Source organism: Pseudomonas sp. WS 5021, assembly GCF_012985535.1.
Lineage (GTDB): Bacteria > Pseudomonadota > Gammaproteobacteria > Pseudomonadales > Pseudomonadaceae > Aquipseudomonas.
Genome location: NZ_JAAQWP010000003.1, coordinates 354,578 through 369,671, shown reverse-complemented (window position 1 = coordinate 369,671; position 15,094 = coordinate 354,578). Strand labels below are relative to the sequence as shown.

Here is a 15,094-nt window from a genome sequence, read left to right as displayed (position 1 = left end):
GAAAAACCACTCCATTCTTTACCCCCTCACACTGGCATAATCCACCGCACTTTCGGCTGGAGAATACCCATGTCGCGTTACCTTTTTTTCATCCTGGGTTTGTCGATTTCAGTGGCCAATGCAACTGAACCGGCGGCGTCCAAAGACAGCCACGACCTGGCCTACAGCCTGGGCGCCAGCCTGGGTGAGCGCCTGCGCCAGGAAGTCCCCGACCTGCAGATCCAGGCCTTGCTCGACGGTCTCAAACAAGCCTATCAAGGCAAGCCCCTGGCACTGGATGAGGCACGCATCGCACAGATTCTCGCCCAGCACGAAGCGCAGGCCAGCCACGAGACCCAAGTGCCGCAAAGCGAAAAGGCTCTCGCCGCCGAACAACAATTCATGACCACGGAAAAAACCCGGACCGGCGTGCGTGAATTGGCCGACGGTATCTTGCTCACGGAACTGACCCCCGGCAGCGGGAAAAAGCCGGGCGCCCATGATCGGGTTCAAGTGACGTATGTGGGGCGATTGCCCGATGGCACGATTTTCGACCAGAGTGCCCAGCCCCAATGGTTTCGCCTGGACAGTGTGATCAACGGCTGGCAAAGCGCGTTGCAGCAGATGCCGGTGGGCGCGAAGTGGCGCCTGGTGATTCCATCGGCACAAGCCTATGGCGCAGACGGCGCAGGTGAGTTGATCGCACCTTACACGCCACTGGTTTTCGAGATTGAGTTGCTCGCAACCGGAGCCTGACCCCAACGAAAAACGGTGCGCCATGCGCACCGTTTTCTTGTCTCGCCGCGAAGGCTCAAGCCTGGGTTGCAGGCTCTTCCTTGTGGGCGTTGTGCAGCACTTCGATCAGGCAGTCTTCCAGCTCGAAACGCTCATGGAGCAAGCCGCCCAGCTCTTTGAATTTTGCGGCAACGCACTCACCCTTGTCGCAGAGGTCGTTAAAAGCCAGGAGCTTTTCGGTGATGACGTCGATGCGCGGGTAAATGGTCTTGGCCAAGTCCAGGCCACGCTGGTCGTCAAAGGCCTCGGCCTCCTTGGTCAGTTGCTCATACACCCCGAAGTGCCCTGCCGAGACGTAGTCCACCAAGACACCACAGAACTCCTGCAGAGGCTTGCGGTTCTCAGCCAGAGCCTCGGGTTTCTCACCAAGAGCATCAAAGGCCCGAACCAATTCGTGACGTGCTTTCAACCAGCTGTCGATCAGCTTATGCACACCACCCCAGCGTTCCTGAGCATTCTGACAACTTTCCAACATGATGATCTCTTCCCTTATGGGCGGTGCCGCTTTTGCCCGCGCAATACGTCGAGGATAAGCGGCAAGCGGACAACGCCGCATCGAACAAACTGTTTCAATAACGCGTGCGGGCCAGATTATGCCCGCGTGACTATGGCTTCAAGGTACGCAGACCAGAAAGTTCATACAAGTGTTTAATCCCATCCTACGAGCCAACACACCCAATCAGTGCTTCACGAACCGCAAACCCGGGCCGGGCAACAAACGCGAAAACTGCGTTGCCCCCAGGATGAGCATGGCCACGAAGAACAGCAGGCTCCACTCCGGGATGCTCAAGTCGAACAGCGTCCAGTTGATTTCCACACAATCGACGGTGCCCTTGAATGCCAGTTGCAAGGCTTGCCCCAGCGACAGGTTTTCGATCATGTATTCCAGGCTCGGCCAGCAGTTGGGCATCTGGTCAGGCGGGATGTTCTGCAACAGCACCTGGCGCACCGCTGTCACTGCGCCGAGCAGCGCACAACCCATGCTCGCCGCCCAGTACAGGTAAATGCCCACGCGCCTGGGGCCATGGAGCGTTGCTATCAGGGTAATCAAGGTGAACACCGCCAGCAGGCTGCGCTGGATCAGGCACAGGAAACAAGGTCGCAGCAGAGCCCCGTATTCCAGATAAAAAGACGCGCCCAACGTCAGCACACCGGCCATGAACGCCAGGAAGAACAAGGAGCGTGAGGGGGCCAAAGACATTGTTTATCCGCAACGCAAGAGATAGGTAGTTACGGTAGAGGAAAGACCTTACCCCTTTCAATACGCGCTGGAGCAGACGCTTCCGCGAGATAGCAGGGATATCCCGTCAGAGGGCAGGCGACTTTACGTGGCCCGGTGTGGGAAACCACCTCAAGCCCCTGAAATCGAGAAAACCCAGGGATTTTGAAGGGCTGGTTACCAGATGCTTCCGAGCCAACCCTTCAAAACATCCTACGTTAAACCCGTGCAGGCACCGGTAGCGGCGAAGCCAGCAGGCGACTATCCAACAACCCCAGGCCTTCCTGGAACAGTTGATTACTGCGCTCGGTGTCACCCAACTGCGCCAGCAATCGCGCCAATTCGGCGCAGGCCTCGGGGTTGCGCTGCACTTGCAGGCTGCTTTCCAGATAGTCCCGCGCCTTGCCCCAAAGACTGTTTTGCAGGCAGAGCCGGCCCAGCGTCAGCAACAGGCTGGCGTCCCCCGGATGGTCCTTGAGCCAACCTTCGGCGAATTTCAGCTGGCGTGCCGGGTCGCTACCGCGCAGCAGGCCATACAACCTGATCAAGTGACTGTCGTAACCACGCTTGAGCGCAACACGCAACGCCTCTTCGGCCTTGGCATCGGCGCCCAATTGGCGCAATTGCTCGGCATAGGCCAACACCAACTGGGGCTCCTGGCGCTGGGCCGAGGTCAATTGTTGCCAGGCCCGTTCAAGGGACTGCAGACCCGCCTCGCCTTGTTCTTCACGCTGTACCGCCAGGCTCAGGTTTTCACCCCAGGCCCGGCGCTCCAGATCCGCCAGCTCGGGGGCGGGCAGCACTTTGTCCTTGCGCAGCTCCGGTAACAGCCGGATCACCGAGGACCAGTCACCGCGCTGCTGGTGCAGGCGCTGGAGCTGGCGCAAGACCTGGGCGTTGTGCGGATGGCGCTCATGCATGGCCTGCAGCGTCACGAGGGCCGCATCCGTGTCGCCACGGTCCATCTGCAACTGCGCGTGGCTCAAGGCGATGGCGAGTTCGGCCTGGGGCTGACGCTCCAGGGCTCGTTCCAGCAGGCTGTCGGACTCTTCATAACGCCCCTGCTCGTTGGCCGCCCGGGCTGCGCCAAGGTAATACAGCAATGGCTGGCGTTCGGCTTCCGCCGCGCGGTGCAGGTGCCGCTCGGCACTGGCCCAGCGGCCTTCCGCCAGGTCCATCTGCCCTTGTTCAATAGCGACTTGCACCCGTCGACTGCGATTGCGCCGCGACCACGGGTTGACCACGCCACCGGAAGTCGTCACCAGGCCCAGCAGTACCCGCAGCAGATAGATCGCCAGGCCGACGACAAACACCGCCACCAGGGTCGACCACAGGCCGGACTCATAATGCAGCACATGGGGGTAGCTGATCAGCACATAGCCGGTGTGTTTCGAGATGCCCACCGCCAGCGCCAGGGCGAGAGCAATCGCCAGCACCAGGATCACATAGAAACGCTTCATCGGCTTTACTCCTGGGTCGCCGGCTTACCGGCTGAAGCCTTGGCTTCATCGGCAGACAGGTGGCGGCGTTCAAGGTAAGCCTGCACCGCAGACAAACTCGCGGCGAGGTCCGGGGTCACCACCGAGACGGCCTTGGGCTCAAGCTCGGTGATACGCGCCAGCATGGCCTGGCTTTGCGGATTGTCCTGGTTGAAGTTGCCCTGCAACACGCTGCGCGCCTCGCCCAGCGCCCGGGCGTATACCGCCGGTTCGCCATTGAGTGCGGCCCATTGCGCCTGCTCCAGCGCCAGGCTCAGGGCCAGGCGCACCTGGTTCAGGCCTTGGCCTGCCAGCAATGGGCGGATGTTATCGTCGGGATTGAAGTCGATACGGAAGTAGCGGGAAATCTGCTCCCACCATTGGCTCCAGCGATTGTCAGTGTCGGTAGTCGCAAGGCCTTGCGGGCTTTCTTGCAGCTGATATTCCGGGGACACGGCCGCCAGTTGCACCACCTGGTCACGCAGCGCCGCCAGTTGCAGGTACAGCCCGGTACGATCCGGCTGCTCGACACTGCGCAATGCCGCCAAGCTCTTGGCCAATTGCTCACGGGCGGCGTACGAACCCGGATCGCTCTGCTCGCGCAGGATCTCATCGGCGCCCTGCACCAACGCCTGGGCACTGTTGATGTCCTGCAACGCGGACAAACGCAGGCTGGCCAGGCGCAGCAGATGCTCGGCCTCGGCCAGGCGCCAGTCCTTGCGGCTGGCACCCAGCACGGTTTCCAGACGCTGGTTCAGGCGCTGCTGGTCGCCCTGTAATTGCGCGACCAACCGGCGGCGTTCTTCCAGCTCATCAGCACCGGGCAATTGTGCCAGGCGTGCGGCCAACTGCTGTTGCGCCTGCGCGATGCCCTGGGATTGTTCATCCAGGGTGCGCACCTGCCCCAACTGTTGCTGGCTGCTCGCTTGCAGGGCCCGGACCTGCCAGAGCCCCCAGCCGCCAGCCGCAACACCGGCGGCACCAAGCAGCAGAGCGAGGATCGCCAGGCCATTGCCACGGCGAGGCGCAGTGATCGGGGTCTCAACAGGCGCATCGAGCGCGGGCTGAGCTTCATCTTTAGGCAAGGCTGTTTCGCTCACGTGTCCATCCTTTGCGTTATTAGAGAGTGGGAACGGGCTGGCTCCGTAACGCCACTAGCAAAGCCGCGGCACTGGCACCACGGCAATCCACAACTTTTTCCGCGCCCGCCGCCCGCGCCATTTCGGCGACTCGTGGGCTGGGCACGAACAACGGCAACTGGGCCACGCGTGGCCAATGGGCACCGGCGAGGCCTTGCAGATGCAAAAAACCCTGCCCACTGCTGACCACCAGGCCGTTCAAGCGTTCCACTGCAATGCGTTGGGCGAGCACATCCGGGTCGTAGGCCGGCAGAAACCGACGATACAACTCCAGATAATCGACACTAGCACCTTGGCCGCGCAAACGCTCAGCCAGCAGCTCTCGCCCACCCTGCCCGCGCAGGATCAATACCCGCGCATGGTCAACAGCGACAGCCTCGCGCAACCTGGGCAATGCAAGCAAGGCCTCACTGTCATCCCCAAGCTCGGGGTAGCTCACGTTAAGGCCATGCTCAGCCAGGACCTGGGCCGTTGCCGCACCAACGCTGAACCACGGCAAGGCCGGCACTGCTGGCGCGTATTGATCAAGCAAGTGCAACGCCCGGCGTGCGGCCGGCTTGCTCACGACGATCACCGCACAATAGCGATCCAGGCCCTGAAAAACCGCCCGGTGTTCAGCAGTGATGGGCAAGGGCTGGGTTTCCAGCAACGGCAGGCTGCTGCTGAAGATACCGGCTTCGGACAACGAGGCCGCCAAGGCTGCCGAATCCTCGGCAGGCCGCGTCAGCAGCACACGCCAGCCGGTCACTGCGGACCGGCCTCGCCATAGACTTTTTGCAGAATGGCGCCGGCGCCTTTTGCCAGGAGCTCTTCGGCTACCTGCACGCCCAGGCTCGCGGCTTCGGCTTGTGGCCCGCGGATTTGCGCGGTGAGCAGCAAACCACCGTCAGGGTCGCCCACCAGGCCGCGCAGCCACAGGTTCTCACCCTCAAGTACCGCGTAGCAGGCAATCGGCACCTGGCAGCCACCATTGAGGTGTTTGTTCAGGGCGCGTTCGGCGGTGACACGAACCTCAGTGTCGTGGTGATCCAGAGGCTTGAGCAGCGCCTGGATTTCCCGGTCTGCGGTGCGGCATTCGATACCGACTGCTCCCTGGCCACCGGCCGGCAGGCTGTCCTCGACACTGATGGCCGAGGTGATGCGGTCTTCAAAGCCCAGGCGAATCAGGCCAGCCGCCGCCAGGATGATCGCGTCGTACTCGCCGGCATCCAGCTTGGCCAGGCGGGTATTGACGTTGCCCCGCAGGAAGCGGATCTGCAGGTCCGGGCGACGGGTCAGCAACTGGGCCTGGCGACGCAGGCTGGAGGTGCCGACGATACTGCCCTGCGGCAATTCATCGAGGGAGGCGTAGGTGTTGGACACGAAGGCATCGCGCGGGTCTTCACGCTCGCAGATGCAATACAGGCCCAGGCCCTCGGGAAAGTCCATCGGCACGTCTTTCATCGAGTGCACGGCGATGTCGGCTTCGTTCTCCAGCAGAGCGGTTTCCAGCTCCTTGACGAACAGGCCCTTGCCACCGATTTTCGACAGCGGCGAGTCGAGCAGCTTGTCGCCGCGACTGACCATGGGCACCAGGGTCACCGTGAGGCCAGGATGGGCTTGCTCAAGGCGGGCTTTGACGTATTCGGCCTGCCACAAGGCCAGGGCGCTTTTACGGGTGGCGATGCGGATTTCGCGAGAGGACATGGATCAATCCGTACTGAATAGATACGGCAGATAATAACAGCTCAGGCAGAACCGCCTTGATTTGAATCAGCAAGTGCGGGGCCTCCCTGGCCGCAGCGCACCGCAATTGGGGCATGCAGGTCGCTACAGCCTTCGGGCTAAAGCTGCTGCATCATCTTGCGCACGCCTGCGACGTGGCGCCGGCTGACGATCAATGCGTCGCCGTTGAGCCCTTTGAGGAACAGCTGGAAATGGCCCAGGGGCGTGCGCTGCAGACGCTCGATGCGTTCGCGGGCCACCAGCGCGTTGCGGTGGATACGCACGAAACGCTCGCCAAATTCGTCTTCCAGGGCCTTGAGCGGCTCATCGAGCAGCACTTCACCGTGCTCGTGACGCAAGGTCACGTACTTGTGATCGGCAATGAAATAAATCACCTGGTCCACGGGAATCAGCTCGATACCCTTGCGAGTCCTGGCACTGATATGGCTGCGGGGGCCGTTGCCACTTTGCGCCGCGGGCTGGGTCAGGGCGGCAAGTTGCACGCGATTGGGCCGCTCGGCTTTCTTCAAGGCCTTGAGCAGGGCATCGGCTGATACCGGCTTGGCCAGGAAGCTGACACCGCTGGCCTCCAGGGCCTCGGCAGAAAACTCCTCGTCGCTGGCGCATAACACCAGCGCCGGCGGCGACTCGCGCTCGCTCAAGCGGGCGGCGACCTGCAGGCCATCAAGGCCCGGCATGCGGATATCGAGGAGCACCACGTCCGGCTTCAGGCTGTCGATCAAGGTCAATGCCTCGTCGCCACTGGACGCGCTCGGTTCAAGGGCAGTGTATCCCTCGAGTTCACTGACCATACGGCTCAGTCGCTCGCGGGCTTGGGGTTCGTCATCAACGATCAGGACATTCATATTGCGCTGGATTCCTGCGTGAGTCTCGCACAAGGATAGCGTAGACAGGTGCGGTGACTTCCGTCACGGCGATCCACGCTAAGACTAGCGTGAGCGGCAAAAAGTGCCCCGAGAGCGACACCAATATTTACCCGGACCTGTTCAATACCGCCCAAAACCCGATACCGCAGGGCATCGTCATAGGGTTTGCTGATACTCAATATGAACACCCCCTCTACTTTAAGGTTAGCCTGGAGTTCGACCTCATCGCCTGGCATTGGTGCACTGCACCCCTGTCAGTGCAACTGTAGACGCTCACGAAGGCGACATTGCTCAATCGTCAAATATCGTCTCAATAAACACCCTTTGTTTACCTCAGGAACCGACCGGTTTAAACCCCCGCGTTCACTCCCGCCTCCAGTCTCATCCCGGACGCGGCCAACGGCAAGGCACTTTGCCACCCATCAAACAAATAAAAATGCCGACGCGGCGTATCAACGCCTCCACGGACAACCCTGTTATTATCGGCGGCACACTTTCATGCCCTCTTTTAAGCAGATCACGAGCGAATCCATGAGCACCGACAAGACCAACCAGTCCTGGGGCGGCCGCTTCAGTGAGCCCGTCGACGCCTTCGTCGCGCGCTTCACCGCCTCCGTCAATTTCGACCAGCGCCTCTATCGCCACGACATCATGGGCTCGATCGCCCACGCCACCATGCTGGCCAAGGTCGGCGTGCTGACCGATGCCGAGCGCGACAGCATCATCGATGGCCTGACCACCATCCGTGGCGAAATCGAGGCTGGCACCTTCGACTGGCGCGTGGACCTTGAAGACGTGCACATGAATATCGAGGCGCGTCTTACCGACCGCATCGGCGTGACTGGCAAGAAGCTGCACACCGGGCGCAGCCGCAACGACCAGGTGGCCACCGATATCCGCCTGTGGCTGCGCGATGAAATCGACCTGATCCTGGCCGAAATCACCCGCCTGCAAAAAGGTCTGCTGGAGCAGGCCGAGCGTGAATCGGACACCATCATGCCCGGCTTCACCCACCTGCAGACCGCACAACCCGTGACCTTTGGCCACCACCTGCTGGCCTGGTTCGAAATGCTCAGCCGCGACTACGAGCGCCTGGTCGACTGCCGCAAGCGCGCCAACCGCATGCCTCTGGGCAGCGCGGCCCTGGCCGGCACCACCTACCCGATCGACCGCGAGTACACCGCGCAACTGCTGGGTTTCGACGCCGTGGGCGGCAACTCCCTGGACGGCGTATCGGATCGCGACTTCGCCATCGAGTTCTGTGCAGCAGCCAGCATCGCGATGATGCACTTGTCGCGTTTCTCCGAAGAACTGGTGTTGTGGACCAGTGCACAGTTCCAGTTCATCGACCTGCCGGACCGCTTCTGCACCGGCAGCTCGATCATGCCGCAAAAGAAAAACCCCGACGTGCCGGAGCTGGTGCGCGGTAAAAGTGGCCGTGTATTCGGCGCACTGATGGGCCTGCTGACCCTGATGAAGGGCCAGCCCCTGGCCTACAACAAGGACAACCAGGAAGACAAGGAACCGCTGTTCGACGCCGCCGACACCCTGCGCGACTCGCTGCGCGCATTTGCCGACATGATCCCGGCGATCAAGCCCAAGCACGCGATCATGCGTGAAGCGGCGCTGCGCGGTTTCTCCACCGCCACTGATCTGGCGGACTACCTGGTGCGCCGTGGCCTGCCGTTCCGTGACTGCCATGAAATCGTCGGGCATGCCGTGAAGTACGGCGTGGACACCGGCAAGGACCTGGCGGAAATGAGCCTGCAAGAGCTACGTCAGTTCAGCGACCAGATCGAGCAGGATGTGTTCGCGGTGCTGACCCTGGAAGGCTCGGTCAATGCCCGCAACCATATCGGCGGCACGGCTCCGGCCCAGGTCAAGGCAGCAGTGGTGCGCGGCCAGGCCCTGCTCGCCAGCCGCTAAAAGCATCGCAGGCAAGCCAGCTCCCACCTTTGACCAGAGCCTTCAATTTAACTCGGTCAAAATGTGGGAGCTGGCTTGGCGGCGATAGCATCACCTTAGTGTCACTGACACACCGAGGTGCCTGCATCGCGGGCAAGCCCAGCTCCCACACAAGCCCGCTCCCACATTTATGACTTCTTCGCCGCGACCATCGCCATAAAGGCTGGCATCGCCGCCTCCTTGTCCGCCGCCACTCGCCGGGCGTTGGGCAGGTCTTGCAACTTCTTCAGCAAGGCCTTGGCCTTCGGCAACTCAGCCAGCAGATCCAGGCCAAACAGCTTTCCACCGACCGCACACGCCAAGTCCACGCTGTACATAAAATACAGATCGGCAAGCGTAAAACTCTCCCCCGCCACATACGGCGCAAACTTGCCGTGCCGGCCCAGCGACGCAATCCCCAACAGCAACTCGGCCTTGGCCTTGTCCTTGATCGCCTGCGGTACCGTCATGCCAAAGAACGCCTCGCCATAACAAGCGCGGGCCGGCAGTTCGATGTACAACTCGATTTCCCGGCACAGCGCCAACACTTGGGCGCGCTGGAATGCATCGCCTGGCAGCAGGGCCGGGCCCGACTGGGTCTGTTCGAGGTATTCGAGAATCACGCTGGTTTCGTTGATAAAACCTCTCTCGACCTTCAGCACCGGCACCTTGCCGCGCGGGCTCACCACCAGGGCTTCAGGGGTTTGCCCGGCATAAAAAGCCACTTCCTCGAAGGGCAGGCCTTTTTCCAGGAGCGCCAGCTTGACCATGTTGTAGTAGTTACTGACCGAAAATCCGTAGAGCTTGAGCATCACAAAGCCTCCAGGCCGTGCAGGGGGTTGGCTGGGTAGGTTATAGAACGTGATGCGCCGCCTGACCAGCAGCATCACCTGGCTGAATGGAGGTAGACTGGCGCCCTTTCCTGACAGGAGGCAGCCATGAGCGAGCCAACCGATATCGACAACGACGACGAAGAGTTCGCCGAGTCCACCCTGACCCAAGCGATCGAAAACCAGATCGAAAGCGACAACCCGCCCGCGGCCAAGGCCACGTTCAACAAGCTGACCCTGGTGGGTTACGAGCGCGAAGACATCCTGAACCTGATGGCCCATGTGCTGGCCGTGGAAATCGACGCGATGCTGGAAGAAGACCGGCCGTTCAACACCGACTGGTATGAAACCGCCCTGCGCGCACTGCCAGAGCTGCCGCCGGAAAACCAGTAGGCCCCTGGAACCGCCATCGCCGGCAAGCTGGCTCCTACAGGAGTGCGGCTTGCCTCCCCTGTGCCCATATCGCACTGGACAGTTCGCCCAAGTACGTTCACCTTAGGGGCTGCTAGCGTCTGACAATTCCTAGAACGTCTGGAGTCCTTATGTCGTATACCCCTGAGTTGGTTGCCGAACTGGAAATCCTTGCACTTTTTAACCTGGGCAATATCCAGGAAGGCCTGAAAGTCCATCAGACCGCCGCTCCCACTGCCATTGCTGCTGCCAAACGCCTGTTCGAGAAAAAACTGATCGACCAGCCAGATGGCGGCTACCTGACCAGCCTGGGCCGCGACGCGGCAGAACAAGCGCAAACATTGCTGACGATTCTGACTACCGCTACCACCAAAGAAGCCGCCTGATCCACCGTATCGCCCACGGGATCCTCTGTTCACGGATTCCGCGGGCATTCCTGTGTGCACGATAAAATTCTGACGTCAAAAACAAATTCCCCTTAAGCCTCCTACGATTCTGTCTGTAAACTCCTACACGGCTGCCCACGCCGGGCCCTGCGAGCCGTTGAGTTCGACATGACCAGTACCCATGAAATCCGCCCTGACTTGGATGAAGGCATTGACCGCAAGGTACTGGCCCAACTGCGCTCGCGTTTCCTGACCCTCAATGCCGGCCGCATGGCCCGCGCCGTCGAAGGCCTGACGCCGCGCCAGCAAAGCGTGCTGGCGCTGCTGCCGCTGTTTTTCCACGTCAATCACCCGCTGCTGCCGGGCTATGTCTCGGGCAGTACGCCGGCCGGCTTGGCGAATTTTGAACCGGATGCCCAGGTCCTGGCCGAAGCCCAGCGCCTGACCCGCTCGTTTTCCTACAAGCCACGCCACGGCAACCCGCCCACCCCGATCCACGGCCTGTTCCTGATGGGCAGCCTCGGCACGTTGGCCCAGGCTGACCAGAGCGATATGGACGTGTGGGTGTGCCACGCCGCAGACCTGAGCGAGGCCGAGCTGGGCGAGCTGCGCAAAAAATGCCAACTGCTGGAAGCCTGGGCCCTGGGCATGGGCGCCGAAGCGCATTTTTTCCTGATCGAACCGAGCCGCTTTGCACAGGGCGGGCGCGATACCCAGCTCAGTTCAGATGACTGTGGCACCAGCCAGCACTATCTGTTGCTCGACGAGTTCTACCGCACCGCCATCTGGCTGGCCGGGCGCACGCCGATCTGGTGGCTGGTACCGGTCTACGAAGAAGCGCGCTACGCCGAATTTACCCACACGCTGATTTCCAAACGTTTTATCCGCGCCGACGAAACCCTCGACCTCGGGCACCTGGCCCATATTCCACCTGGGGAATTCATCGGCGCCGGCCTGTGGCAACTGTTCAAGGGCATCGAGTCACCCTATAAGTCGGTGCTCAAGCTGTTGCTGACCGAGGTGTATGCCAGCGAACACCCCAAGGTGCAGTGCCTGAGCCTGCGTTTCAAACGCGCAGTGTTCGCCAACCAGTTGGATCTGGATGAGCTGGACCCGTATATCGTGGTCTACCGCCGCATCGAGGAATACCTGCGCAGCCGCAACGAACCCGAACGCCTGGAACTGGTGCGGCGCAGCCTGTACCTGAAGGTCAACCGCAAGCTCACCAGCGGCCAGCGCACCATCGGTTGGCAGCGTGCACTGCTGGAGCGCCTGGCCAATGAATGGGGCTGGGACCAGCGGCAACTGGCCCTGCTCGACAGCCGCAGCCAGTGGAAAGTGCGCCAGGTCGCGTCCGAGCGCCGGGCCCTGGTCAATGAGCTCAATTACAGTTATCGCTTCCTGACCCAGTTCGCCCGCACCGAACAGACCGTGAGCCTGATCAACAAGCGCGACCTCAATGTGCTGGGCCGGCGCCTGTACGCGGCCTTCGAACGCAAGGCCGGCAAGGTCGAGTTCATCAACCCAGGGATTGCTCCGGACCTGGCCGAAGACACCCTCACCCTGGTTCATTCGCCCAATCGCAAGGAGCCGGGTCAGTTTCACTGGGGCCTGTACAACGGCAGCCTGACCGCCCTGGAATGGGAGCACTTTGCGCCGATCAAACGCAGCCGCGACCTGCTGGAGATGCTCACCTGGTGCCATCGCAACGGCGTGATCGACAGCAGCACACGCCTGGCCCTGCACCCCGGCACCAGCGACTTGAGCGAATTCGAGCTGTTCAACCTGCTGGGCAGCCTGCAACAGACCGTCGCCCTGCCCCTGGCCACGGTCGATGAAGAACGCCTGCTGCGTACGGCGATACCCGAGGAGGTGCTGTTGCTGATCAACGTCGGCGTCGACCCCCTCAAGCATCATCGTGACTTGAATATCCTGATGACCACCGAGCGCACCGACTCCCTGAGTTACGCCGGCGTCAGGGAAAACCTGGTGCTGACCCTGGACCAGGTGACGCTCAACAGCTGGAACGAGGTGATGGTCAGCCGCTACGAGGGGCCCCACGCCCTGCTCGATTGCCTGCGCGATTACCTGAATCAGTTACCGCATGATCGATTGCCGCGGCTGCGGGTACGTTGTTTCTGTCACAACCGTGCGCAGTTCATTGCCCAGCGGGTCGAAGAGATTTTCGATACCGCGCAAAACCTGATGCTCAGCCAGCTCAACCACCGCTATCTGATCCAGGTACAACAGCACTATCACGTCATGGAGCTGGCACCGGGGCAAGCCAATCACGTGTCATTGCCCAGCCAGCAGGCGTTGGTGGACTACCTCAGCGAGGAGCTGGCCAGCTACAGCCCGTTGCACCTGGATGCCATGGCCCTGGAAGACCACGACCTGGCAGCACTGCTGCCCATGGGCCAGGCCGATTGTGTGCAGGTGTTCTACCGCATCAACGACGGCTTCGCCGAGCTGTACGTACTCGACGAGTTCAACGCCCTCTGGCAACAGCGCCTGCCGTTTCATGATGAGCAGAGCTTGCTCGCGCCTTTGCAGCGCTTTCTGCAATCGATCATTTATCGACGGGACGCGCTGTCACCGCTGGACCCGCAGCAGCCACTGGGGGCGGTGCAGACGCTGTATTACCAACTGCTGCCATCGGCAGGCGGCCGTACCCGTCGGGTCGAGCCACGGCCTGCGCCGCAGACTCCGGCCAACAAACCGTTCTACGACGTGCAGGCGATTATCGGCAAGGGCGCGCCAGGCCAGGTGGGGATTACCCTGTACTGCAATCAGCGGGAGTTTTGCGAACTGGAGTTTGGCGACCAACTGTTTGCTGTGGTCGCCCAGGAGATCGTCGGGCAGCGCCGGGAAACCGAGCGCTATCGTTGCTACATCACCGATTTGGACCTATCCGGCCTACTCGGTGATGTTCAAAGCCCAAGCAATCTGTACCTGCGCTACAAAACCGAGTTGGAGCAGGCGCTCAACCAGGCCTTGAATGAGGTTTAGAGCGCGAATGCGCCGCCGTCCTTCGGCTGGCCTTCGACACTCAGCAGCTCAAGCTTGAGGGTCTTGCCGCCCGGAGCAGGCCAATCGATATGCTGGCCGACTTGCAGGCCCAGCAACGCACTGCCCACCGGGGCCAGGATCGAGATCTTGCCTTCGTCGGCATTCGCGTCCTTGGGGTAGACCAGGGTCAGGTGATAGTCCTTGCCGCTGCTTTGCTCACGGCAATGCACGCTGGAGTTCATGGTCACGACACCGGCAGGCACTTCATCGTGGCCAACCACCTCTTCGGCGCGGTCAAGTTCGGCTTGCAGGGCGATGACGCCTGGCAGTTTGTCGTCCATACGGTCGATCAGTTGCTCAAGACGTTGCACATCGAGACGGGTGAGGATGATGGAAGGTGCAGTCATGATTGCGGCAGACTCCTTTTTTTCTGCACAAAAAAGCAAAACCCCGCCAATAAACGGCGGGGTTCTCACGGACCTCGATGAGTTGAGGTATACCCGGACACTACCACAGCACACCAAATAAACAAGATGGGCCGGCCTGAAGGTCAGGCGCCAGCCTTGCGTTGCTCGGCCTGGGCGACGATCACGCGGCGCCGCTGATCGTCGGCGGAGCGCCATTCCCGGATGTCTTCCACATGCCGGAAGCAGCCAAGGCAGACTTTTTGCTCATCCAGCCGACACAAACTGATACAAGGTGACGGCACAGCCGGGCTGACATTGCTGAACAGCGGCTTGGGCGGGCGGACGGGCGCGGGCTGGGTCACGATCAGATCTCGTCGAAGTCCAGCTCGACGCCGGCTTGTTCCAGGGTGATGCGTGCAAGCATTTCGCTCAACAGCTCGTCACTGGTGTCGTTCGACCAGCGCTTCTCTTCTTCGTCGTAGTCGAAGTGAAACCCTCCGGAACGCGCGGCCAGCCACAGCTGGCGCAGCGGCTCCTGGCGGCTGAAGATCAATTGGCTGCCGTTCTCGAACTTGACGGTCAACACGCCTGCAGAATTTTCCAGATCCACGTCCAGGCCACTCTCGTCGAAAATATCCTCCAGCGCTTGCTGGGTCGCATCGACCAGGTCGTGAAAGCGGGCTTCGGTCAAACTCATGGTGGGAACCTCAAAAAGTGTCTACTCACGCTCAAGCGCCGCACGATACGGAGGCGCCATGATGATTGCAAAGGATACCGATTTCATTCCCACCAGCCGTGCGAATTATCCCGACGGGATGTAGGCCACATCACGACATACTCGGCAAAGCCCCGCCGGACGGGTGTCCCGGCGCATAGGCAAGCTGGCGGGTGGTCGGTATACTCGGG

General features: G+C 61.3%; 16 protein-coding genes. 5 read left to right on the top strand and 11 right to left on the bottom strand.

The genetic code is table 11. The annotated features are described in order from the left end of the window. Positions 1-69 precede the first annotated feature (69 nt). Positions 70-735 (top strand): FKBP-type peptidyl-prolyl cis-trans isomerase, encoded by a 666-nt coding sequence (locus HBO19_RS11650; RefSeq protein WP_170057547.1) that lies wholly within the window; start codon positions 70-72, stop codon positions 733-735. A gap of 55 nt (positions 736-790) precedes the next feature. Here the strand turns inward: HBO19_RS11650 and HBO19_RS11645 are convergent, their stop codons facing one another. From HBO19_RS11645 to HBO19_RS11615, 7 genes are all read right to left on the bottom strand, one after another. Continuing rightward, on the bottom strand, positions 791-1,249 hold the full coding sequence (locus HBO19_RS11645; RefSeq protein ID WP_070994033.1) for an Rsd/AlgQ family anti-sigma factor: 459 nt from the start codon (positions 1,247-1,249) through the stop codon (positions 791-793). 204 nt (positions 1,250-1,453) lie between these two features. Next, complete coding sequence (locus HBO19_RS11640; RefSeq protein ID WP_169955374.1) at positions 1,454-1,975, bottom strand: disulfide bond formation protein B; 522 nt, start codon at positions 1,973-1,975, stop codon at positions 1,454-1,456. Positions 1,976-2,211: 236 nt separating this feature from the next. Beyond that, entirely contained in the window at positions 2,212-3,453 is a 1,242-nt protein-coding gene (locus tag HBO19_RS11635) for a heme biosynthesis protein HemY (RefSeq protein ID WP_170042086.1), read from the bottom strand. A 5-nt stretch (positions 3,454-3,458) separates the two neighbouring features. Beyond that, complete coding sequence (locus HBO19_RS11630) at positions 3,459-4,571, bottom strand: uroporphyrinogen-III C-methyltransferase (RefSeq protein WP_169955376.1); 1,113 nt, start codon at positions 4,569-4,571, stop codon at positions 3,459-3,461. Positions 4,572-4,590: 19 nt separating this feature from the next. After that, positions 4,591-5,358 (bottom strand): uroporphyrinogen-III synthase, encoded by a 768-nt coding sequence (locus HBO19_RS11625; protein ID WP_170057546.1) that lies wholly within the window; start codon positions 5,356-5,358, stop codon positions 4,591-4,593. Then, positions 5,355-6,296: a hydroxymethylbilane synthase gene (hemC, locus tag HBO19_RS11620; RefSeq protein WP_170057545.1), complete on the bottom strand. Its 942-nt coding sequence runs from the start codon at positions 6,294-6,296 to the stop codon at positions 5,355-5,357. Before hemC ends, HBO19_RS11625 begins: the two co-directional genes overlap by 4 nt. 137 nt (positions 6,297-6,433) lie before the next feature. Beyond that, on the bottom strand, positions 6,434-7,180 hold the full coding sequence (locus HBO19_RS11615; protein ID WP_169955379.1) for a LytTR family DNA-binding domain-containing protein: 747 nt from the start codon (positions 7,178-7,180) through the stop codon (positions 6,434-6,436). Between the two features lie 552 nt (positions 7,181-7,732). Here HBO19_RS11615 and argH point away from each other — a divergent pair. After that, on the top strand, positions 7,733-9,127 hold the full coding sequence (gene argH / locus HBO19_RS11610) for an argininosuccinate lyase (protein ID WP_169955380.1): 1,395 nt from the start codon (positions 7,733-7,735) through the stop codon (positions 9,125-9,127). Positions 9,128-9,294: 167 nt separating this feature from the next. Here argH and HBO19_RS11605 read toward each other — a convergent pair whose 3' ends face one another. After that, positions 9,295-9,957 carry a glutathione S-transferase gene (locus HBO19_RS11605; protein ID WP_170057544.1) on the bottom strand — a complete coding sequence of 221 codons (663 nt, stop codon included), beginning with the start codon at positions 9,955-9,957 and terminating at the stop codon, positions 9,295-9,297. 126 nt (positions 9,958-10,083) lie between these two features. On the opposite strand from HBO19_RS11605, the gene HBO19_RS11600 reads away from it, so the two are divergent. From HBO19_RS11600 to HBO19_RS11590, 3 genes are all read left to right on the top strand, one after another. Then, positions 10,084-10,368, top strand: coding sequence for a hypothetical protein (locus tag HBO19_RS11600; RefSeq protein WP_057440482.1), 285 nt, complete (start codon positions 10,084-10,086; stop codon positions 10,366-10,368). 149 nt (positions 10,369-10,517) lie between these two features. Further along, complete coding sequence (locus HBO19_RS11595; RefSeq protein WP_169955381.1) at positions 10,518-10,772, top strand: TIGR02647 family protein; 255 nt, start codon at positions 10,518-10,520, stop codon at positions 10,770-10,772. A gap of 168 nt (positions 10,773-10,940) precedes the next feature. After that, complete coding sequence (locus tag HBO19_RS11590) at positions 10,941-13,781, top strand: class I adenylate cyclase (RefSeq protein ID WP_170057543.1); 2,841 nt, start codon at positions 10,941-10,943, stop codon at positions 13,779-13,781. On the opposite strand, the gene rnk is transcribed toward HBO19_RS11590, so the two are convergent. The 3 genes from rnk to cyaY form a co-directional block, all read right to left on the bottom strand. Next, complete coding sequence (gene rnk / locus HBO19_RS11585) at positions 13,778-14,188, bottom strand: nucleoside diphosphate kinase regulator (protein ID WP_169955383.1); 411 nt, start codon at positions 14,186-14,188, stop codon at positions 13,778-13,780. The genes HBO19_RS11590 and rnk overlap by 4 nt on opposite strands. Before the next feature lie 143 nt (positions 14,189-14,331). Beyond that, on the bottom strand, positions 14,332-14,550 hold the full coding sequence (locus tag HBO19_RS11580; protein ID WP_169955384.1) for a DUF1289 domain-containing protein: 219 nt from the start codon (positions 14,548-14,550) through the stop codon (positions 14,332-14,334). Positions 14,551-14,552: 2 nt separating this feature from the next. After that, positions 14,553-14,885, bottom strand: a complete 333-nt coding sequence (gene cyaY / locus HBO19_RS11575) for an iron donor protein CyaY (RefSeq protein ID WP_038444425.1) — start codon at positions 14,883-14,885, stop codon at positions 14,553-14,555. Positions 14,886-15,094 lie beyond the last annotated feature (209 nt).